General features: G+C 50.3%; 15 protein-coding genes and 1 rRNA gene. 2 read left to right on the top strand and 14 right to left on the bottom strand.

The genetic code is table 11. The features are described 5' to 3' along the window. From AC50YG_RS30750 to AC50YG_RS30710, 9 genes are all read right to left on the bottom strand, one after another. Nucleotides 1-88 (bottom strand): 16S ribosomal RNA (locus tag AC50YG_RS30750); the annotation flags it as partial. A 366-nt stretch (nucleotides 89-454) separates the two neighbouring features. After that, entirely contained in the window at nucleotides 455-2,503 is a 2,049-nt protein-coding gene (ligA, locus tag AC50YG_RS30745) for an NAD-dependent DNA ligase LigA (RefSeq protein WP_494832530.1), read from the bottom strand. Nucleotides 2,504-2,535: 32 nt separating this feature from the next. Then, nucleotides 2,536-4,890, bottom strand: coding sequence for a DNA helicase PcrA (gene pcrA / locus AC50YG_RS30740; RefSeq protein WP_494832528.1), 2,355 nt, complete (start codon nucleotides 4,888-4,890; stop codon nucleotides 2,536-2,538). Nucleotides 4,891-5,006: 116 nt separating this feature from the next. Next, nucleotides 5,007-5,729 carry a heptaprenylglyceryl phosphate synthase gene (pcrB, locus tag AC50YG_RS30735; protein ID WP_494832526.1) on the bottom strand — a complete coding sequence of 241 codons (723 nt, stop codon included), beginning with the start codon at nucleotides 5,727-5,729 and terminating at the stop codon, nucleotides 5,007-5,009. Nucleotides 5,730-6,051: 322 nt separating this feature from the next. Beyond that, nucleotides 6,052-8,589, bottom strand: a complete 2,538-nt coding sequence (locus AC50YG_RS30730) for a U32 family peptidase (protein ID WP_494832524.1) — start codon at nucleotides 8,587-8,589, stop codon at nucleotides 6,052-6,054. Between the two features lie 282 nt (nucleotides 8,590-8,871). Then, a complete protein-coding gene (locus AC50YG_RS30725; protein ID WP_473756472.1) occupies nucleotides 8,872-10,083 on the bottom strand; it encodes an efflux RND transporter periplasmic adaptor subunit in 1,212 nt (403 codons plus the stop codon). 157 nt (nucleotides 10,084-10,240) lie between these two features. Continuing rightward, the gene (locus tag AC50YG_RS30720; RefSeq protein WP_494832521.1) at nucleotides 10,241-13,351 is read right to left on the bottom strand and encodes an efflux RND transporter permease subunit; all 3,111 of its coding nucleotides are present in this window, start codon (nucleotides 13,349-13,351) and stop codon (nucleotides 10,241-10,243) included. A 201-nt stretch (nucleotides 13,352-13,552) separates the two neighbouring features. Beyond that, complete coding sequence (locus AC50YG_RS30715) at nucleotides 13,553-14,941, bottom strand: sensor histidine kinase (protein ID WP_473756470.1); 1,389 nt, start codon at nucleotides 14,939-14,941, stop codon at nucleotides 13,553-13,555. Then, nucleotides 14,935-15,618: a response regulator transcription factor gene (locus AC50YG_RS30710; protein WP_494832519.1), complete on the bottom strand. Its 684-nt coding sequence runs from the start codon at nucleotides 15,616-15,618 to the stop codon at nucleotides 14,935-14,937. The genes AC50YG_RS30715 and AC50YG_RS30710 overlap by 7 nt, the downstream gene beginning before the upstream one ends. Before the next feature lie 249 nt (nucleotides 15,619-15,867). On the opposite strand from AC50YG_RS30710, the gene AC50YG_RS30705 reads away from it, so the two are divergent. Beyond that, nucleotides 15,868-16,836, top strand: a complete 969-nt coding sequence (locus AC50YG_RS30705) for a sugar phosphate isomerase/epimerase family protein (RefSeq protein ID WP_341279818.1) — start codon at nucleotides 15,868-15,870, stop codon at nucleotides 16,834-16,836. A 175-nt stretch (nucleotides 16,837-17,011) separates the two neighbouring features. Continuing rightward, entirely contained in the window at nucleotides 17,012-17,437 is a 426-nt protein-coding gene (locus AC50YG_RS30700; RefSeq protein WP_494832517.1) for a CBS domain-containing protein, read from the top strand. A 60-nt stretch (nucleotides 17,438-17,497) separates the two neighbouring features. Here AC50YG_RS30700 and AC50YG_RS30695 read toward each other — a convergent pair whose 3' ends face one another. The 5 genes from AC50YG_RS30695 to AC50YG_RS30675 form a co-directional block, all read right to left on the bottom strand. Continuing rightward, a complete protein-coding gene (locus tag AC50YG_RS30695) occupies nucleotides 17,498-17,920 on the bottom strand; it encodes an OsmC family protein (protein ID WP_338553331.1) in 423 nt (140 codons plus the stop codon). An 86-nt stretch (nucleotides 17,921-18,006) separates the two neighbouring features. Further along, complete coding sequence (locus AC50YG_RS30690; protein ID WP_341279822.1) at nucleotides 18,007-18,777, bottom strand: amino acid ABC transporter ATP-binding protein; 771 nt, start codon at nucleotides 18,775-18,777, stop codon at nucleotides 18,007-18,009. A 120-nt stretch (nucleotides 18,778-18,897) separates the two neighbouring features. Next, nucleotides 18,898-19,542, bottom strand: coding sequence for an amino acid ABC transporter permease (locus AC50YG_RS30685; RefSeq protein WP_494832514.1), 645 nt, complete (start codon nucleotides 19,540-19,542; stop codon nucleotides 18,898-18,900). Between the two features lie 78 nt (nucleotides 19,543-19,620). Further along, nucleotides 19,621-20,493, bottom strand: coding sequence for a transporter substrate-binding domain-containing protein (locus AC50YG_RS30680; RefSeq protein ID WP_494832512.1), 873 nt, complete (start codon nucleotides 20,491-20,493; stop codon nucleotides 19,621-19,623). A 79-nt stretch (nucleotides 20,494-20,572) separates the two neighbouring features. Further along, entirely contained in the window at nucleotides 20,573-21,154 is a 582-nt protein-coding gene (locus AC50YG_RS30675; RefSeq protein WP_473756466.1) for a TetR/AcrR family transcriptional regulator, read from the bottom strand. Nucleotides 21,155-21,216 lie beyond the last annotated feature (62 nt).

The following is a 21,216-nucleotide window of genomic DNA, read 5'->3' as shown; positions in this document are numbered from 1 at the left end:
TGCAAGCACTTCATCAAGTCCGCTCGACTTGCATGTATTAGGCACGCCGCCAGCGTTCGTCCTGAGCCAGGATCAAACTCTCCATTTAGGTGTTTGACTTGCTCATTACTTAACTAGCTATTTAAAACATTGTTTGGATTTTGACGTGATCCATTTGTTCAGTTTTCAAGGAACTTGTTTGTCACATTTTGTAGTGACAGTTGTATATGTTATCACCATTCTTCGACAGTGTCAACAGCTTATTTTATTGTTTATTTCTCAATATTTCTGCTGTGTAACGCGATGTCTCCGAAGCGACAAGAAGTAATATACCATGTCCATTTTCGAAATGCAACTACTTTCGCGAAAAAACTTTCATTTATTTATAACCCCCCTCCTGAAACCTTATCCCTCATAATGAAAAAAAGCGCCGCGCACGTCCCAGAACCCAGGCGTGGCGGCACTTTTCAGCCAATTATGCTTCGTTCTCTTCTAATAAACGCAGCAATTCTGCTTCATCTTCAATTACAGTGACACCGAGCTCCTTCGCTTTCGTGAGCTTGCTGCCTGCATTTTCGCCAGCAATGACATAATCCGTCTTCTTCGACACGCTGCCGGATACTTTTGCTCCGCACGCTTCGAGCTTCTTTGCAGCTTCGTCGCGGCTCATGCCGGATAATGTCCCTGTAATGACCACCGTTTTGCCGCTGAATACACTATCTTCCCGCACAACGGCTTTATGCTCCGCTTCCGCGCTTACACCTGCCGCCCGCATACGGGCGATGCTGTCAGCCATAACCGGGTCTGCAAAGAAGCTTACAATACTCTCCGCTACAATACCACCGATATCAGGCAGCTCCACCAGTTCTTCCACCGAAGCCGCCATTACAGCATCCAAGCTGCCATAATGATCTGCTAGTGTCCGCGTGGTGGACTTTCCTGTGTTCGGAATGCCCAGCGCATATAGAAATGCCGTCAAATCTCGGCTCTTGGACTTCTCGAACGCATCAAGCAGCTTGCGCGCCTTCCGCTCGCCGAACCGTTCCAGCTTAATCAAATCGTCATACTCCAACGCATACAGATCAGCAGGGTCATGAACCTTGCACTCTGTATACAGCTGTTCAGCCGTCATAACGCTGAATGTATCAATATCCATCGCATCGCGCGAGGCAAAATGCGTAATGCGGCCGATCATTTGCGGACCACAGCCTAAGCGGTTGTTGCAAAACAAATGCGCGCCGCGCTGCTCAAGCTCCGTGCCACAGGAAGGACACTGCTCTGGAAATACGATTTCCTGGCCATCTATTTCATCGGTTTTGCCGAGTATTTCCGGTATGACATCATTGGAGCGTCGAATCGTAACGAATGTACCAAGCGCAAACTTAAGATTTTTCCGTTCGATATCCCCGATATTATTGAGCGTACAGTTTTGTACAGTCACACCAGCAAGCTCAACGGCTTCGACGCGGGCGACAGGCGTTATTTTGCCGGTACGGCCGACTTCCCAAGAAACGGATTGCAGTATAGTTGCCGCTTCTTCCGCCTCGAACTTAAACGCGACCGCCCAGCGCGGGAACTTGTCTGTATAGCCCAGCGCTTCACGAGTACGGATATCCGTGAGCTTGACCACAGCTCCATCTATTAAATAATCGAGATCGGTGCGGCCCTCTGCCAAACGCTCCAACTCCGCCGCCACCTCTTCGATTGTGTCAAAATACACCGCATACGGATTTACCTTAAACCGGTTGTCCCGCAAAAACTGCTGCATTTCCTGATGAGTGGTGAATGCCAGCTCTTCCGAATAGCCTATATTGTAGAAAAAAGCGCTCAGCTTCCGCTCCGCAGTCGTCTTCGGATTTAAGTTGCGCAGGGCGCCAGCTGCTGCATTGCGCGCGTTTTTGAGCGGCTCCGCCGCCGTCTGGTTGTATTTCTCCAGCACCGACAGCTGCATAATGCCTTCGCCTTGCACCTCGATCAAACCTTCCCGATACGGAATCGTGAGCGGGACGGAACGAATCGTCTTCACCTGTGCCAAAATCCCTTCGCCTATCGCGCCATTGCCCCGCGTAGCCGCCTGAGTCAGCTTGCCATCCTCATAGGTCAAATTCAACGTCAATCCATCGAACTTCAGCTCTATAACATAGCTTGGGTCTGGGAGCGGATCAACATCCGGATTTTTCGTATTATAATCGTTAACCGCCCGCAGCATTCGCTGGTTCCAGGCATGCAGCCCTTCGATGTTTTGCGCCTTGTCCAAGCTCCATAGCTTGGCACGGTGACGATGCGGGTCAAAGCCCTTAAGCAGCTCTCCCCCAACACGCTGTGTTGGCGAATCCGGCAGCACGGTCCCCGTCTCCTTCTCCAATGCGACCAGCTCATCATAAAGCTTGTCATAGTCAGCATCGTCAATGGACGGCTGATCCAGCGTGTAATACTGGTAATTATGAGCCGTAATTTCATCAATTAACGTAATCATACGTTCGGTTTGGGCAGGTGAAGCTGCAGCTGTTTCCGCTTGGTTCATTTCCACAGCAAATGTCCCCTTTCAATAATGAGCTAAACTTTCGTTATTGGCGCAAAGCCTGCAAGCAGGCGTTTCACTCCTGTCGGAGCGGGAAAAGCAATCTGAAGCTCCATGTCATTGCCTGTTCCTTTCACGGAAACGATGACGCCTTCGCCCCATTTGCCGTGGGCTACCCGGTCGCCGGCAGCGAACTGCTTCGCGCCTGCATCTCCAGCCGCCCCCGCTGCTGCACCTGCACCGGCTGCTTGCGGCGTGCTTACTCGAACGCCGCTGCTTGTGCTCGTGCCGAGCGATCGGCCTCCAGAGCCAAGCCCGCCATTTGCCGCTGGACGCGAAGGTGCTGTCCGTCCGCCCGAGCCGAAGCCAGTCGAGCTTCCAGTGCCGTATCTGCTTCCTCCCCCGCTGCGGCCAAAACCGCCCGAAGCGGAAGCATCCTTTTTGAGCTCGCTAGGCACTTCATCCAAAAAGCGTGAAGGCATATTCGAGGCGGTCCGCCCGAACAAGGTGCGCATCCGAGCCGAAGTCATAAACAGCTGCTTCTCTGCCCGAGTAATGCCTACATAAGCAAGGCGGCGCTCTTCCTCCAGCTCATCATTGTCGTTCAAAGCGCGGCTGTGCGGGAAGATGCTTTCCTCCATGCCAATAATAAAGACAACTGGGAACTCCAAGCCTTTGGCGCTATGCATCGTCATGAGCACAACAGCGTCGCTTGGGGCGGCATTGCCTTGCTCATCCTGCTTATCCATGGAATCAATGTCCGCGATGAGAGCGAGATCAGTCAGGAAGGATACGAGCGTCTTGTCTTCGTTGCGCTTCTCAAAGTCCATCGTAACGGACAGGAACTCGTCAATATTTTCGACCCGTGCCGTCGATTCCAATGTCTTCTCGCGCTGAAGCTCCAGCTTGTACTGGGTCATCTCCAGCACCTTCTCCGTCAGCTCCGTCACCGACAAATATTCAACCATGCCGGCAAGGTTGCTGATCATTATATAGAACTCTCCAAGCAGCGCTTGCGTACGGGCATTGATATCCAACCCCTGCAGGTTGCCCAAAACGTTGAAAATCGAAGTGCCGCTCCGCGCTGCCTCCTCGGCCAGCTTGCCAACCGTCGTGTCACCAATGCCGCGCTTCGGCACATTAATGACGCGTGCAAGACTAATATCGTCATCCGGATTGGAAATCAGCCGCAAATAAGCGAGCAAATCTTTAATCTCTTTGCGATCGTAGAACTTGATGCCGCCCACGATTTGATAAGGGATATCCGATTTGATCAAAATTTCCTCTATAACCCGCGACTGCGCGTTCGTCCGATACAAAATGGCATGATCCCCAAATTTGCGGCCGCTATTTTTATTTTTGCGAATTTCACCTGTTACAAAATAACCCTCGTCATGCTCGGAATCCGCCTGATACACCGTAATCTCATCTCCGGCACCTTGATCGGTCCAGAGGTTCTTCGGCTTGCGTCCGGTGTTCAGGCTGATGACCGCATTCGCCGCATTCAAAATATTAGCCGTAGAACGATAGTTCTGCTCCAGCATAATCGTCTGCGCTTCGGGATAATCGCCCTCGAAATTCAAAATATTCGTAATATCCGCCCCACGCCAACGATAAATCGACTGGTCGCTGTCGCCGACGACGCAAATATTGTGATGCTTGTCAGCGAGCATGCGGCACAGCATGTATTGCGCACGGTTCGTATCCTGATACTCATCGACATGGAGGTAACGGAATTTGTTCTGGTAAAAATCCAGCACCTCCGGCACTTCCTGGAACAGTTGAATCGTCTTCATAATCAAATCGTCGAAATCGAGCGAGTTATTGCTTTTGAGCCGCTTCTGGTAGGACTTGTACACCTTAATGACGATATCCTGAAAATAGTCCCCTGCCTTCTGTTCATACCGCTCCGGTGTAAGCAGCTCATTCTTCGCGGCGCTGATGGACGCTTGAACAGCCTTCGGCTCGAATTTCTTCGTATCGATATTCAGATCCTTCATGCAATTGCGAATAACCGACAGCTGGTCGCCAGAATCCAAAATCGTAAAATTGGAAGTAAAGCCAATCCGGTCAATGTCCCTGCGCAGAATCCGTACGCACATCGAGTGAAAGGTAGATACCCAAATATCATTGCCCGACGGGCCAATCAGTGCGCTAACTCTGTCGCGCATTTCACGCGATGCCTTATTCGTAAAGGTAATCGCCAAAATGCTCCAAGGCGCTACGCGCTTCTTCTCAATTAAATATGCGATCCGATGGGTTAATACGCGGGTTTTGCCGCTGCCCGCTCCAGCCATAATCAACAGCGGCCCATCGGTTGCTTTTACCGCTTCGCGCTGCGGTGGGTTAAGCTTCTGTACCGCCTCGTCGATGCTTATAAAATTAAACATGGTCGTACTCCTTTGTTCGCATTTGTTCGCCTATCCATAGTGTAGACAACGGGCCGTGAAGTGTCAATTTGCAGACGCAAATAAAATCCTAAATAGGCGGTTGTTTCTTATAAAAGCTAGGCTTCGTTTCTTATATGCTTGCGAATCGTGTTGTGAACGGCAGGCACAGTAGCCAGTGCTGCCTGCAAATCCGCGTAAATAATATTGCCGACAACGACAGTGTCGCAAGCCGCAGCCGCCTCGCTCGCCTTATCTGCGCCATCGATGCCGCCGCCATAAAATAGCTGGGCCTGCGCGATCGTATCATACGCTTTTTGAACAAGTGCCATGTCGCCGTACTGACCGCTGTATTCCATATAAATGACAGGAAGGCGCATGAGGCGGTCCGCCATTTGCACATGAGCAAGCACCTGTTCCTCGCTCAGCTCGGCATTTGCTCCTGTCAGCTTGGCGGCGGTCGCTTCTCCATTCAATATAATATAACCTTGCGCCGCCGTTTCCTCCCAAGGAATGAAGGAGCCGAATGCTTGCAGCCCTTCTGTCTGGCGACCATTAATCCACTCGGCCTGGCTCGTGTTCAATACAAGCGGCACGAAATAGCCGTCAAAGCCGGGAACCGCCGCATCCATCGACGAGACCTCCAGCGCGCAATCTACCGCATAACGGCGAATGCGCGACATTAAATCTACGGTATTCTCAAACGTCACGCCGCTAGAGCCTCCTACTAATACGGCATTTGTACCCGACATGCAAATCGCATCAAGCTCCTCATCGGAGATGCTGCGCTCCGGGTCCAGCTTAAATACATGTCTCCAACCTGCATACCATTGTCCGTCCATCCTCACCATTACCCCGCTTATCCCTATCCGTTATGCTCACTTGTCGTTATGAGCGCTCCAGTTATTTCAGTAACTTTGGCTCTAAATCGCAGCCTGCTTCTTCCTATGCTAAGCGAGCCGCATGGCGGTGTCAAACGGCTTGAGTGAACCAAAGATCAGGTATCCTCAAGCGTAAACGGCTGAAGCCGTCCTCTGGCGGCAATGCTACCATTTCGCGGTGAAATATAAGCTGATTATAAGGGTGAAACTTATAAATGCTTATATTTTCAAAAAAAGCCGACACTGCGTTTCCCGCAATGCCGGCTCTCCTCTTTCCGCTTTCTTACTTCACCAATTGTCCGCGTGTTACGCCGATTTGGTTTGTTGCTTTCAGCGTGCGCCATACTTTCGTTCCCGTAATCCGGCCATCAAGCGCATCGCGGTAAAGGGACAATACTTCCGTTACCCGCTCCGGCGTTTCTTCCAAAAATTCGACGCGGAATGATGGAATGCCCAGCTCCAAAAATTGCTTAATATATTCAGCTCCCGATTGCTCAATCGCGTTGTACACTGTATTGCGGCAGCCTTCGTCTACGCGAACCGGATGGGACATGCCAATACGGTCCTGCAAGGAAGCGCGCGAATCTTCACATGGACGTCCACAGTTCGTGAAGTTGGTGCCTTCACTCATGAAGGTGCAGTAGACGCAGTGCTCCGTATGGAACATCGGCATATGCTGCTGGATTACGACTTCCAGCTTTGCCGTATTGGCCTTGTCCAGCATATCCATCATTTGCTGAATGTTCAGGTCATAGGACGGCGTAATCATATCGAGGCCAACTTCTTCAAAAAGCTTCACCGTCTTGTGATTAGCCACATTCAGCGAGAAATCGCCAATCAGCTTAGGAAATGGCTGATCGGGATTTTCGGCCTTGGCGCGCAAATAATAATAAAGCGCACCCGTATTGCGGACAAGCACAGCGTCTGGCTTAAGCTTCAAAATGTTAGCATGGTAGCCGTTCTCACCCGGCATATGAATGCGCGGAGTCGCCAGAGCGATAGGCTTGCCTGCCGCTCGCGCCAGCTCTACAGCCGCCGGAAATTGCTTAATAAATTCAAAATCAGCATAAATCATATCGACATCGGCGGCAATCGCCGCTTCGACCTGCGGCAAGCCGCGGCATAGAGCCGTCAGGCGCGGCGCAAGATCGCCTTCGTGCGAATAACCGGAGGCAGCGGCTGGAACAGCCTCTTGATCCGCGGTGTTTGCCAGCGGGTCGATGTTATTTTTCACATAAACGGGCGGCTTCGGGCGCTCTCCAGCTAAATGCTCTACCGCTTCGCGGCGCATCCGGTTGAGCTCACGCACGGGCACAATCAGTTCGCCCTCAAGCAGCACTTCCAAATGGTCAAGCTGATAAACCGTTCCACCTAGACGGCCCAGTTGATCGGCAAGCAGCTCGGCATCCATTGGACGCTTCTGCGCCTGCTCCAGCAGCAGCTCAGAGACCACCTCTACCATCGTTCCCTTCTGCATATCCGTCCATATCGTCCGCAGCGGCTCGCCGAGCTTGCCTGTTACCGATACATGAAGCGGGAAAACGCGGTATGGCTTCTCCGTCTCATAGGTCGCGCGCAGACGCTTATCCAGAGCCGGGTCATTCGTCTTCCATACGCGGTCGCCCACATGCACCTTACGCAAATCAACGTCGCTGCGTCCTGGAACAAGCTCCAGCAGCGTGCCTTCCTGCGCTTCCCCTTCAATCTTCACGCCTTGGCGGCGAATGTCGTAGACGCGGCCGCCCTCTTCCTTCTTCGTTGGATCGCCAGCATCGAAAACGACGCCATCGCCACGCTTAAGCGGAGCTTCCAGACGGACGGTTACAGCATCGCGAAGAATACGCTCGACACGGCCAATGAAGACGCCACGGCTTTTGGGAAACGTGCCTTCAACTAGCATTTTATTGTTCGTGCCAGATAGGAAGCCATGTGTGAACCCGCGCGAGAAGCTTTGCTGCAATTCGCGAACTTCCTCTACCGATGGCTTGGACAGGTCGCCGTCAAAATATTTATCAATTGCCTTACGGTATTTGCTGACCACATTGGCAACGTATTCCGGGCTTTTGAGACGTCCTTCGATTTTGAAGGACACGACGCCTGCTTCAATCAGCTCAGGCACGAGATCGATTGCCGCCAAATCCTTCGGCGACAGCAAATACGAAATATCGCCCATCGGCTGATGCTTGCCATCGACCATCAGGTCATAAGGCAGACGGCAGGCCTGCGCGCATTCGCCGCGGTTCGCCGAGCGGCCGCCCCACATTTCCGAAGTCAGACACTGGCCAGAATACGATACGCATAGCGCGCCATGCACAAAAACCTCCATAGGAAGCTTCGCCTGCTCGCCGATTGTTTTAATTTGCTTTAGGTTATTTTCACGGCCGAGGACGACACGCTCCATATTAAACGGCTTCGTAAATTCCACCGCTTCTGGAGAAGTAATCGTCATTTGCGTCGAGCCATGAATCGGGAAATCCGGAGAAAGCTCGCGAATGAGCTTCACGAGTCCCAAATCCTGCACGATAACCGCATCTACACCTGCATCTATACACATTTCAATGAGCGCTTGCGCATCGCGCAGCTCGTCCTCAAATACTAGAATATTGAAAGTCAAAAAGCCCTGCACGCCGTAGCTGTGCAAAAAGGCCATAATCTCTGGCAGTTCCTCGCTGCGGAAATTATTCGCTCTCGCACGAGCATTGAATTTTTCCACACCAAAAAAGACAGCATCCGCACCGTTCGCAACCGCCGCCCGCATACACTCCCAGTCGCCTGCCGGAGCAAGCAACTCTACATCTTGACGCATTATATTTGCTTTCATAGTACCGCACATTCTCCTCAATAGTTAGCAATCTGTTGCTACTAGTGTAACAAACCGCCGCCAGCTATTCCACCATACATTGTTGACAAAATTATAGAAAGTCCAGACATGCTATCAAGCAGTCTTGTAAAAATCAAGGTGAAACGGCTTTCGCCGTCCTTTGGCGGCGCAGCTCGTTTCAGTCCGAGAAATATAGAGAAAGGATGGAAAAATCATATACTTTCCTAATATTTAAAAAAGGAGAGAGCATAATTGCCGCTCCCTCCTTGTCTTCCGCCTGCCTTATGACTGCTTCGCAGCCTCTTCATTCTCGATCTTCTGCCCGTCGCTCAGCGTATGCTGGCCAGAGACGACAACAGTCTCGCCTTCTTTCAAGCCTTCTTGCACTTCCTGATAGACGCCATTGATGCGGCCCAATTTAACTGCGCGCTTCTCAGCTGTACCTGCATTGGACAGCATAACGAAGGTTTCGCTCCCTTCACGTACAATACTCAGCGATGGAATAGCAATTACATTCTCCTCTGCAACGGTCGTCAGCTCCACTTGAACGCGACTGCCTGGCTTGAGCGAGCCATCCGCATTGTCCGTTGTGAGCTCAAGCGCGTACATTCTCGTTTTTGCATTAGGCACCGAGGCGAGATAGACCACTTTCGCTTTTTTCTTCACAGATGGATTCTCCGAATTGTAGTAGACAAGATCTGACTTGCCGCGGGCCAGCTCGGCTGCTGGTTCGCTAAGCTCGGTTTTAATCGAAATTTGCTTCACATTCTGCACGACAGCTACTACTGTACCTGCGTTTATCGTCATGCCCTCGCTCACGGCAAAATCAGTAATCGTACCGCTCGCTGGAGCGGTAATTTGATAGCTGTCCAGCTGAAGATCTGCCTGCTCGACGGCTAATCTAGCCGCATCGATTTGGGACTGCAACCCGGAAAGCGAGCTGCCATTATCCAAATCGGCAAGCTGCTGCTTGGCCGACTCCAGATTACGACGTGCGGCATCAATCAAATTTTGATCATCACCGGCACTAGCCTGAATGTACTGCGTCTCCAGACTAGCAATATTATTCAGCAAGGTAGAACGGCTTGAAGCAATATCCTGCTTAGCCTTTACTAAAGATTGCTCTGCTGCTGTCAGGCTGGTTTCCGCGCGCTTACGGTCAAGCACTGCGAGATTCGACTCCAATTGAATGATGGCTTCTCCTTTTTGAACCGTGTCGCCATTGCTCTTAAGCACGCGAGCGATTTTGCCAGAAGCCATCGTCGGAATGTCCAGACGAACCGAGGCGCTTACCTCAGCGACCTGCTCGCGCGGAGCTCCCATGCTGTGCTTGGCTGCCGCCTCTGTTTTAATGACTGTCACTTGCTGCTCTACTGCTGTCTCTTCTGCAGCAGGTGCCGCGCTCGAGCATCCCGCAGCCATTAAAGCCATTGCAAACACGGCTGCGAGTGCGGCTTTGCTGCGCCGCTCCTGCTTGATAAAACGAAAAAACATATATTCCAGCTCCCCTCTATATTGTTAACCCTCTTAACCTTTTATGTGCCAAGCAAAAACGACTTCGTCGTCCTTCTAGGACGTGCGAAAAGCTTTGTCGGAGAAATATAAGCCTGTTTATAAGGGAAAAACTTATAAAGGCTTATATTTTAAATGTTTAGCCTTCCAAATGGGCAGGCTTATTAAAATCCACTGGTGCAGCTTGGCCTTTCCCTTTGCGGAACAGCTTGTTGCTAATCGCCTCAAGCATCTCATATACGACTGGCACGACTACAAGCGTAAGCAGTGTAGAAGTGATCAAGCCGCCGATAACAACGACCGCGAGCCCTTTAGAAATAAGTACGCCTTCACCAGTGCCCATTGCCAGAGGTATCATCGCTACTATCGTTGCGCCTGCTGTCATAATAATCGGACGCAGACGGACTCTGCCTGCTTCGACCAGCGCATGGCGGACGGAGAAGCCTTCATGCCGCAGCTGCTGCGCTCGGTCGAGCAATACGATCGCATTGGTAACGACGATGCCGATCAGCATCATAAATCCAATGAGGGATGTAATATTAATGGATTCATTCGTAACCAGCAGGCCTAGCAAACCGCCAATAATGGCGAGCGGCAGCGAGAACAGAATCGCGAACGGCGTGCTGGCATTGCCGAAGCACAGAACCAGTATAAAATAAACGATAGCGATGGATACAGCCATAGCCATAAACAGCTGCGTGAAGCTTTCGGTGATTTCCTCCGACACGCCCTGTATCTCGGTAGATACACCTGTTGGAAGCTCAATTGCATCCAGCGCTGCCGCCACTCTTGTGCTGACATCAGTCTGGTTTGCTGCATCAATGGTAGCCGACATCTTCACGACCTGCGAGCGCGATTCCCGGCTCAATGCAGCAGGGGCCTGTACTTCCTCTACTTTGGCCACCTCTTGCAAATAAACGATGCCTGCCGTCTGCGATAAAATCGGCATTTTGCCAAGCTTCTCAAGCGAGCCCTTATCTTCATCGCGAAGCTTGACCACTGTGGAATACAAAACATTATCAAAGCGAATATCTCCAAGGCGCTGCTCTGCAAGCCACATCCGAACTGAATCTCTGACATCAGCAGGATTAAGTCCAAGCTCTCTAGCCTTCGTCTGCGAAACGGTAATGCTTATTTCCGTTTTGGCGTCGCTAAGCGTATCCTTGATTTTAGTAAGCTCAGGGAATTCCTTCATTTTATCCTTGATGAGTGCGGCCCCCTGCTCAAGCAACTGTTGATCGTCACCTTTCAGCACATAAGAGAAGGTTCCTCCGTTAAGACCTCCACCACCGCTTGCCGTCTCTCCCGTTACTTCCGTGCCTTGCGGCAACTGGTTTTTAATCAGCTCCACATAGTTGTTCAAGACCAGCATTGCATCCTCTGCTTCGCTGATCTCAGCGGTAAGCAAGGTTGTATAAGGAACGGTATCGTCACTGTCCGCATATCCAACCAAGGACTCCACGAAGGTGAACAAGGCGCCGCCCTGGCTGTCTTTGGCATCCAGCAGCATCTTCTCAATTTCCTGTGACTGCATGTCATTGCTCTCCAGTGACGTTTCATATGGATACTTCACTTGGAAGTACACGAGCTTCTCTGGGCCGCTCGAAGGCAGGAAGTTAACTGCCAAATTCGGAATCGTAATCGCCATGGTCACAACAAGCATGACAAGCGACATCAGCAAGGTTTTGATCCGATTAGTCAAGCACCATACTAGAATACGCTCATATAGACGCGTTACTTTGCCGTCATGCGCATGCTCGTTCTGCTTAATCTGCTTGCGGCTGCGAAGTACGAGCAGCTTTGTCATCATGGGAATGACCGTCAGCGCCACGACCAGTGAAGCAAGCAGAGCACATGATACCGTCAGCGCGAATGGCCGGAACATCTGTCCAACGATGCCGCCAACAACTGCGAGTGGCAGGAACACGCCTGCCGTAACGAGCGTCGAGGATGTAATCGCCATGGAAACTTGGCGGGTAGCCATAATAATGACGGATTCGCCGCGCTCCTGCGCTTTTTCCAGATTACTGTATATGTTCTCAATGACGACGATACTATCGTCCACAATTCGCCCAATGGCGATGAACATGCCGCCGAGCGTCATAATGTTCAGCGTAATATTCATGCTCGACATCATAATCAGCGTGATCAGAATCGAGAGTGGAATCGAGACGAGAACGATCAACGTCATCCGAATATTGCGAAGGAATAGCAGAATCATAAGCGAGGCAAGGGCAATCCCGATAAAGCCTTCCTTTAAAATGCCGCTGATCGATTTTCTAACCTCATCTGCGCCATCGTAAATTTTTTGGAATGTAACCGCTGGCTGCTTTGTTTCCCAATCGGTCAGCACCGAATTGACTTCATTGGAGAAATCAACCGCATTGGCTTCGCTCATCTTATAAAGACGAATGCCCAGCGCAGGCTGATTGTTGTAGCGGGCAATAAACTTCGATTCGTTCACAGCCTGAACATCTCCCAAATCCTGAAGCAGCACCGTTTGGCCGGTCCTCGTGGCAAACTCCAAATTTCGGAGGCCGTAAATGCTGTTCAAATCGCCACTCACCCGTGCCATTTGCGATTTGCCGTCCAGCTCTACTGAACCGACTGCACCATCCGTCAGAGCGGATTGAATGGCACTAGTTACCTCTACCGCCGACAAGTTGAACACGGATAAAGCATCTGCGTCCAGCAAAATATCGAGCGAGGTTGAACTAACGCCAATAGAATTAACATGGTCAATACCATTAACACCTTCCAGCGATGGCTTAATGCTATCCTCGTAAAGCTTGTTGAGCTCCATTTGCGACATGCCTTCCCCGGCATATAGCGTTAAGTAATAAGCAGGCTGGGAGGAAAAGCCGAAGGTCAAAACCTTTGGCGTACTCGCGCCAGCCGGAAGTGCTACCTCTTGCAGCAGGCTTTCCAGCTCCGTCTTTTTCTCCTTTATATCGTAGCCCTGCTTAAACTGGACAACGACGCTGGAGATATTATCGCTGGATGTTGAGCTGAGTGTATCTAGCCCCTGTATGTTCGCGATTTTATCCTCAATCGGCTTCGTCACCTCATCCATCACATCCATTGGCGGTGCCGGATATGTGGTTTGAATCATGGCGACTGGAAACGAGATATCGGGGATCGTCTCCATTTTCAGAGTCGCCGTTGCGTATAGCCCCCCTCCTACAAGCAGGGCAATCAATATAACCATTGCAGCCACTTTATTCATCGAAAAGCGGATTAAACCATTCAACCAGAACCCCTCCTACTCGCGTGTATACCTCAACGTTAAACTTTCTGTATGAACATAACGTGAACCATGCAAAAAAAATGATGCAAGCAGCCCTTTTTTTTTGCGTGGTTCGCATTTGTAGGAGTGATATGGCAAGCTATGGAGGGATGGTCTTGTCATTATCCCTTCTTCCGTGCGGATGCAAGCGGCTGCTTAAGCCCGTCAGGAAATGCGTTTTTTGGCTGCCATGCTCGGCAGCGTCACGTCTACGCGCGCACCGCCCTCCACCCGGTTTGTAATACGGATGACGCCTCGATGCAAATTGACGATTTTCTGGGCGATGGAGAGGCCTAGGCCGCTTCCTCCCAGCTTTTTGCTGCGCGACTTGTCCGCCTTATAAAATCGTTCAAACAGCCTAAAGCCGTCTTCGTCAGGAAACCCTCTGCCATTGTCCGATACGGATACTTTAATGCTGTCTGTATCAAAGCTCATTTCAATGCGTATATATCCGCCTTCCGGAGCAAATTTGATCGCATTGCCGATTACATTTATCCATACTTGGCTAAGCCCATCCTCATCGGCATTTATTTTCACATGGGGCAGCTCCAGTATCATCTCAATCGATTTTTCGGACCACTGCGGCTCGCAGACCAAAATAACTTGGCGCAGTTGCTCATCGAGATCGTAGGTAACCGGATCAAAAGCAGGCACTGCCGAATCCAGTTCCGCCAGCTTAAGCAAATTATCGCTAAGGCGCGACAGACGCTGGCTTTCTGTATAAATAATGTTTAGATACCGCTGCTTCTGCTCGGGATCTTCCACCGCATCCAGCATAAGCATTCGCGAAAATCCGGCAATCGACGTCAGGGGCGATTGAATCTCATGCGAGACGCTGCTTACAAATTGCCCACGCAGTTCATCCATCTGCTGAATTTCCTTCGCCATGCCGCTAAAGCTTTGGGCCAGCTGCCCGAGCTCATCTGTACGCTTGCCTGATCTTAGCTGAATGTCGAAGCGCCCACTCGCCATCCGCTCTACCGCCTGCTTCATTTCTTTAAGCGGACGCACCAAATAGATGGCGGCCACAAAGATGCACAGACCGCCTACCCCGAGCACAACAGAAAGAGCAACGAAGAGCATCTGGTTGAAAATAACAGTTCTACTCGTCGGCTGGTGCACGAACAACGCGTACGTTTTATGATCAGAAGTAAACGGCATCCCGAGCACGAGGCCTTTGCCCTCGGTGAACCCAAAATCAAAATCCACAAACGGCTCGCCGTTTAATACAGATGTTGAAATGCTGTCTCCGGGAGCAATGCCAAATTCCGCAAACAGCTTCCCCTCCTCAGTGAGCCAGCCCTTGTCATCCATAACCATATATTTATAGGTCGGGGTAGGCTCTAATAGCGTAACAATTCGCTTCGCTTCCTCAATGCCATACTGCTCATATAAAGCGGCAATCGAATGTCCGTATTGCAGAACCTCCTTCTGCACCATGGTGATCACCTGGTCCTTAAACAGCGTAATCGTAATGAAGAAGGCGCTGACCAGACCAATCAGCACCGCTGTTATAAAACTAATAATAACCCTTACATATAAGGTTCTTAGCATGCGTCCACCATTTCGAGCCTGTAGCCAAGCCCCCGCTTGGTCACAATCGTAAACGGCGCATCCATTTCTGCAAAACGTTCGCGCAATCGCTTAATATGTACATCCACTGTCCGCTCATCGCCGAAAAACTGCGGACCCCAAATTTGGCTGATCAGCTCGTTGCGCGTGAAAATTTTGCCCGGGTTACCCGCCAGCTTGAACAGCAGCTCAAATTCCTTCAACGGCAGCGCTACCCGTGCCTGCCCCTGAATCATCTCAAACGTATGCCGATCCAGCACAAAATCGCCCAACTGCAGCCGCATTGACGCTTCAATTCGGTAGCGTTTCAACAATGCCCGAACACGCAGCACTAACTCATAGGGCTCGAAAGGCTTCACCATATAATCATCAGTTCCCAGGCCAAACGCTTTGATTTTCTGATTAATTTCACGCTTTGCTGTTACCATCAGCACAGGGATATTCGGGTATTCTTCCTTTACATATTTACATAGCTCCCAGCCATCCATGAAGGGCATCATGATATCAAGCACCACTAAATCTGCTTTTTGCTTTCGCAGCAGCCGAATGGCCTCTTTGCCGTGGCTTGCCTGAATCGTCTGAAATCCCTCACTGCTAAGCTGCGCGTGCATGAGCTCGCGTATATCTGGATCATCATCTACCAGCATGACACTTGCCATCTCTTTGTTCCTCCCGCTCTCCTGTGGCTTCTCCATTGTTTTCGGCAGTTCCTATTTAAAATTATAGCTTAAGGACAGAAAAAACTGTCAAGTATTATCTTTAACTTGTACGGATGAGCGGGCTTTAGGTAACCTTTTGTTTAGTTTATATGCGATTATGTCAAATTTGCAGTTTTCATTAGATATCGGCAATTAGGCAATGGTATAATGGGAATTAGCTTTTCTTATAAATAGGAGGAATGATTGCACATGAAATTAGGAGTATTCAGCGTGCTTTTCGCACAGAAGTCATTTGAAGAAGCGCTCGATTACATAGCTGCCAAAGGACTGGATGCTATTGAAATCGGCACTGGCGGTTACCCTGGCACAGCCCACTGTGATCCTGATGTCCTGCTTGCTGATGAAGAAAAGTTGAAAGCGTTTAAGCATGCAGTAGAATCACGCGGCCTGATCATCAGCGCCCTGAGCTGCCACGCTAATCCGCTGCACCCACAGAAGCATCTAGCTGCTGCGGATGATGCTACTATTCGCAAAACGATTGAGCTCGCAGGCCGCTTGGGCGTTCCTGTCGTTAATACATTTTCCGGCTGCCCAGGCGACCACGAGGATGCTAAATATCCAAACTGGCCGGTTGCGCCTTGGCCAAACGATTTCCAAGAAATTTTGGCTTGGCAGTGGGAACACAAAGTTATCCCTTATTGGACTGAGATCGGTGCGCTTGCTGAAGAGCATGGCGTGAAAATCGGACTTGAGCTGCACGGCGGCTTCTCCGTTCACAGCCCGGCAACGCTGCTTCGCCTTCGTGAAGCGGTTGGCCCGGTTATCGGCGCCAACCTGGATCCGAGCCATATGTGGTGGCAAGGGATTGATCCGGTTCAAGCTGTTCATATTTTGGGACGCGCTGGCGCAATTCACCATTTCCACGCGAAGGATACGACGATTGATCCAATCAACGTCAACCATCACGGCGTAACGGATATGCAGTCGTATTCGCTGATGCTGGATCGTGCTTGGCAATTCCGCACCGTCGGCTTCGGGCATGACCTGAAGGTATGGGCGGACATTATTAGCGCGCTTCGTCTAGTCGGCTACGACTATGTGGTGAGCATTGAGCACGAGGACGGCCTGATGTCCGTTGATGAAGGTTTCACCAAAGCGGTGCAAAACCTGCAGCAAGTGCTGATTAAAGAACCACTAGGCGAAATGTGGTGGGTATAGTTTAAAGGAGGGCGGCTGCATCCGGCGAGGATGCGGCCGTTCTTTTTTTGCAGGAAGGAGGTGGGCAGGCTCGTAAAATCTTTACATTCCACTAATAAATAACACTCCCCGCGTTAATCCTACTAGCGTACTCTATAAGAGCAACCCCCACTAAACCAGAGGATAGGTGATCAACATGACTGGCTATGCTACTGATGCCGTTGCTGCTTCTTTCGTCCCCCAACTTAACAAAGGCCAAACCTGCTATGAAGCGCTCCAACTGTTCCGCAGCTACCCGGAAGCGCCTTGCGCTGTCGTATGCAATTCATTGACAGAGCCTATTGGGCTCATTATGCGCGACCGTTTTTTTCTCCAATTATCGAGCAGCTTCCTTGGCTATTATCAGGCGGACATTACCAAGCTCATGAATACCCGCTTTCACTCCATCATCGCTTCCTCCACTGACACAAGCTTTAATCCGGATAGCAACTCCTCATTGAAAAATAAAGCTGCTGATCGTCAAGCCGACCTATGCAGCGATTGCATCGTTATGACGAATGAGCAGGGCCAATTCGCGGGTATCATTCATGCTGCCGCCTATACGTACAAAATAGAGCCGTAACCCGAACCGCCCACGGCAGCCTCGGATCACGACTCTTTCTTTGTGTTCGCTGAAATCAGCTTATCCCCGCGTCATTTCTACCCCATTGAGTACTAGCCGGTAACGAATGTCCGCTTTCAGCGAATCCGAGACAGCGCAATATTTTTCCTTGCCCAGCTCAATCGCTTTCCAAATCCGGTAATCCGGCACATCGCCATTCACTTTAAAAATAAGATCAATGGCCGTAAAGCCCTTCGGCATTTCCTCTTTGCGCGTGCCTTCCGCATCTATCTCGATGCTGCTGATTGAACCAAGGAACGCATCCATAATCATCGTAATATCGATGCCGATACAGCCCGCGAGGCCCGCCAGCAGCAGCTCCATCGGTGTAGCTCCTTGCCCGTCGCCGCCATATGCTGCGGTCGCATCCATTCCAACACTGTAGCCAGATGGCCCTACAGATGTAAATGCACGTTTGCCTGTCCATGTTGTTGTAACCTTCATTGCGGTTTACCCTCTTTCTTTCGTAAGAATCGAAGGCCAAGCCTCCTGCTTTAACTTTGTGATTCGCATTAATATTCTGTCGTTCTTTATTGCTGCTCTTGCTGCAATCCTCTGTGCTGGCCCAGCTTGTTCAGAAATCGACGCGCCCGTTCGGTAACAGGATGATCGAAAAACACATCTGGCGCTGCCTCCTCGACAATTTGCCCATCATCCATAAACACAACACGATTCGCTACATGGCGGGCGAAAGCCATTTCATGCGTCACCACCAGCATCGTCATACCTTCGCGAGCCAGCTGCTGCATCACATCAAGCACCTCGCCGACCAATTCCGGATCAAGCGCAGATGTCGGCTCGTCAAACAATAAAACATCCGGCTCCATCGCCAGCGCCCTTGCAATCGCTACCCGCTGCTGCTGTCCGCCAGACAGCCTTGATGGATATTCATCCAGCTTGCCTTCCAGCCCGACGCGCTCCAGCATTTTTTTGCCGATAGCAATAGCTTCGCTTCTTGGCAGCTTTTTCACGACAAGCAGCGATTCAATGACGTTGCCCAGCGCTGTTTTATGCGGGTACAGGTTAAACTGCTGAAATACCATCCCGCTATGGCGGCGAATGGTTCGGACATTCTGATTATGCTCGCGTGGCTTCATCTGTGTATCAAGGCGAACACCGTTCATCTCAATACGGCCTCCGCTGAGCGTCTCCAGCCCGTTCAGGCAGCGAAGCAGCGTGCTTTTTCCCGAACCGCTTGGCCCGAGCAGCACAATAATTTCTCCGGGATTGACCTGAAGATTGATACCCTTCAGAACCTCGGTGCCTTGAAAAGATTTCGTTAATTTCTCCGTCGTAATCATCGTATTTCTCACGCCCCAACCCAAGCGTAAACGGCTGTCGCCGTCCTCTGGCGGCAAAGCTTCCGTTTCGCGATGAAATATACGCCCATTATAAGAGTGAAACTTATCATTTCTTATATTTTAATAAGCTTTGGACAAGCGCTTCTCAATCGCTTCTAAAATAGCTGAAAAAGCGGTACTCATCACCCAGTACATAACTCCAATTCCCACATAAAACGGCATATAGACGTAATACTGTGCTATAAGCAAAGTCGCCTGACGCAGCAACTCGGTTACAGTAATAGCTGAAACGAGCGATGTCTCCTTAAGCATTCCAATAAACGTATTTCCCATTGGTGGAATGGCTACCCTTGCCGCCTGCGGAAGCACGATTCGATAAAGCGCCTGCCAAGAGGTCATGCCCGTTGCATATGCGGCCTCCATTTGCCCTTTTGGAATGGACAAAATCGCACCACGAAACGTTTCCGACAAATACGCACCCACATTAATACTCAGTGCAATCGTTGCTGCCGTCAGTGGCCCTAATATAATTTTATAGTCCGCCAACCCATAATAAACGACAAAAATTTGGATAAGCACTGGGGTTCCACGAATAATCGAGACATATCCCCGAGCCAATAGCCGAATGGGACGGTTACCCTTCAAACGGGCAATAGCTACTACTGCTCCGATTATGAGCCCAAAAAACATCGACATAACCGTAAGCAGTAGCGTGTAATACGCGCCCTTTAGCAGAAAAGAGAAATTTTCAAAAACGAGATTCATAACGTGAAGGTTCCCTTCCGTCTACGTGGTTTCGCAAGGTAAAACTTATAAATCCATATAATTTGACGAGAGCCGGGCTTATTCAGCCGCTGGCTCTTCGCCGAACCATTTCACAAAAATAGTTTTATACGTGCCGTCGGCTTTCATCGCCTTCAAAGCTTCGTTCAGCGCGTCACGGAATTCCGGGTTATCTTTGCGGACTGCAATGCCTGCGTTGTCCGATTTAATTGGATCGCCAACCGCTTTGATTTTGAAGCCATTTTTCTCGACGATTGGTTTCAGGGCATACATATTGTTAATTGTCGCATCAATACGTCCGGCATTCAGATCCTTCAGCGAAGTAATGACATCATCATAGGTTTTAATGGTGAAGTCGCCGACTTCAGGCAGCACCGTTTTGCGAAGATAGGTTTCGTCGTTCGTACCCAGGCCTACACCAATATTTTTGCCTTTAAAGTCAGCCAGCTTCGTGATCGTATCGTTTTTTTCGGCTACGATGATTTTTACAGAGTTCGTAATGTACGGTTCTGTAAAATCCATTTGCTCCTTGCGCTCGTCGGTAATCGTCATTTGGCTAATGACGACGTCAAATTTCTTCGCCTGCAGTCCAGCAATCATACCGGAAAACTCCTGTGCGACAAACTCAGCTTTTACGCCAAGGCGCTTGGCAATTTCTTTTGCAATATCGGCATCAAAGCCATCTATTTCCTTGTTGTCGTTTAAAAAGTTATACGGCGCATAGGTTCCCATCAAACCTACCTTGAGAACGCCTGCTTGCTTCACTTGCTCCAGCAGATTGGCAGGAGCCGCTGTTTCTGCTTCCGCAGTCGGCGAAGCCGAGCCCGCATTGCCGCTGTTGCCGTTCTTCGAGCCGCAGCCCGCCACAATAACCGCCAGCAGCAAAATAGCTGTCATCATCCATAACGTTGATTTTTTCATTTGAATCCTCATCTTCCACTCTCTCCTTCATAGCTTCTCTAATATTTTATTATTGCTTATTAATGTGTCCGGCTTTCGCAGGGAAATGCAGCTAAATGCCTAATAAGCCGAAAAATTCAAACCGCGCCGTTTCCGCAGCGAGCAATTCCGCAGATTTTACCGCAATAGCATCGCTTTCCGGCGAGCTGCGAAACAGCCAACGGGACAGTACGCCTTCAATGAGGCTCATCAGAAATGCCGCTCGCAGCTTGGCATCAATGGTGGCCGGCAGCATGCCCAGCTCAGTGGCGCGTTCAATATTGAGTACAAAGGATTGCTCCATCGCCATTTGAGTAACCGTTATTTCCTGTCTAACGACTTCGCTGAAGCCTGTGCCATCAAGCAGCATGCCCATTAAATAGCGATTTTCCTTAGCAAAATGGAAGAGCTCGGCAAGCAGATGCTCAGAGGCTGACACCATATCCTGCACCGAACCGGCATTTTTTCGGTAGCCTTGTCCAATAACCGTAAGCAACCGCTCCCGGCCATCCTGTACAATTTCTATAGCTATAGCTTCTTTACTTTTGAAATACCAATAGAAAGTACCTTGCGCTACTCCTGCATCCGCTACAATATCCGATACTTTCGTCGAATGGTAACCATGAAGGGCAAAACGCTTCAGTGCGGACTCCATAATTTGGCGTTTGCGCTCCGCATTGTTCGCCGTATTGCGATCTACGGTTCCGATAACAGCAT

The sequence above is a fragment of the Paenibacillus sp. J31R34 genome, from assembly GCF_059383715.1.
Note: the sequence above shows the minus strand (reverse complement) of the source record. Positions and strands in the feature narration are given on the sequence as shown.

What these genes read in the sequence shown, in the direction of transcription:
- pcrA (WP_494832528.1), bottom strand. Translation starts at nt 4,890, where the DNA reads ATGTTTAATTTTATAAGCATCGACGAGGCGGTACAGAAGCTTAACCCA.
- AC50YG_RS30730 (WP_494832524.1), bottom strand. Translation starts at nt 8,589, where the DNA reads ATGAAAGCAAATATAATGCGTCAAGATGTAGAGTTGCTTGCTCCGGCA.
- AC50YG_RS30710 (WP_494832519.1), bottom strand. Translation starts at nt 15,618, where the DNA reads ATGGCAAGTGTCATGCTGGTAGATGATGATCCAGATATACGCGAGCTC.
- AC50YG_RS30715 (WP_473756470.1), bottom strand. Translation starts at nt 14,941, where the DNA reads ATGCTAAGAACCTTATATGTAAGGGTTATTATTAGTTTTATAACAGCG.
- pcrB (WP_494832526.1), bottom strand. Translation starts at nt 5,729, where the DNA reads ATGGACGGACAATGGTATGCAGGTTGGAGACATGTATTTAAGCTGGAC.
- AC50YG_RS30690 (WP_341279822.1), bottom strand. Translation starts at nt 18,777, where the DNA reads ATGATTACGACGGAGAAATTAACGAAATCTTTTCAAGGCACCGAGGTT.
- AC50YG_RS30725 (WP_473756472.1), bottom strand. Translation starts at nt 10,083, where the DNA reads ATGTTTTTTCGTTTTATCAAGCAGGAGCGGCGCAGCAAAGCCGCACTC.
- AC50YG_RS30705 (WP_341279818.1), top strand. Translation starts at nt 15,868, where the DNA reads ATGAAATTAGGAGTATTCAGCGTGCTTTTCGCACAGAAGTCATTTGAA.
- AC50YG_RS30675 (WP_473756466.1), bottom strand. Translation starts at nt 21,154, where the DNA reads ATGGAGTCCGCACTGAAGCGTTTTGCCCTTCATGGTTACCATTCGACG.
- AC50YG_RS30680 (WP_494832512.1), bottom strand. Translation starts at nt 20,493, where the DNA reads ATGAGGATTCAAATGAAAAAATCAACGTTATGGATGATGACAGCTATT.
- AC50YG_RS30685 (WP_494832514.1), bottom strand. Translation starts at nt 19,542, where the DNA reads ATGAATCTCGTTTTTGAAAATTTCTCTTTTCTGCTAAAGGGCGCGTAT.
- AC50YG_RS30700 (WP_494832517.1), top strand. Translation starts at nt 17,012, where the DNA reads ATGACTGGCTATGCTACTGATGCCGTTGCTGCTTCTTTCGTCCCCCAA.
- AC50YG_RS30695 (WP_338553331.1), bottom strand. Translation starts at nt 17,920, where the DNA reads ATGAAGGTTACAACAACATGGACAGGCAAACGTGCATTTACATCTGTA.
- ligA (WP_494832530.1), bottom strand. Translation starts at nt 2,503, where the DNA reads ATGAACCAAGCGGAAACAGCTGCAGCTTCACCTGCCCAAACCGAACGT.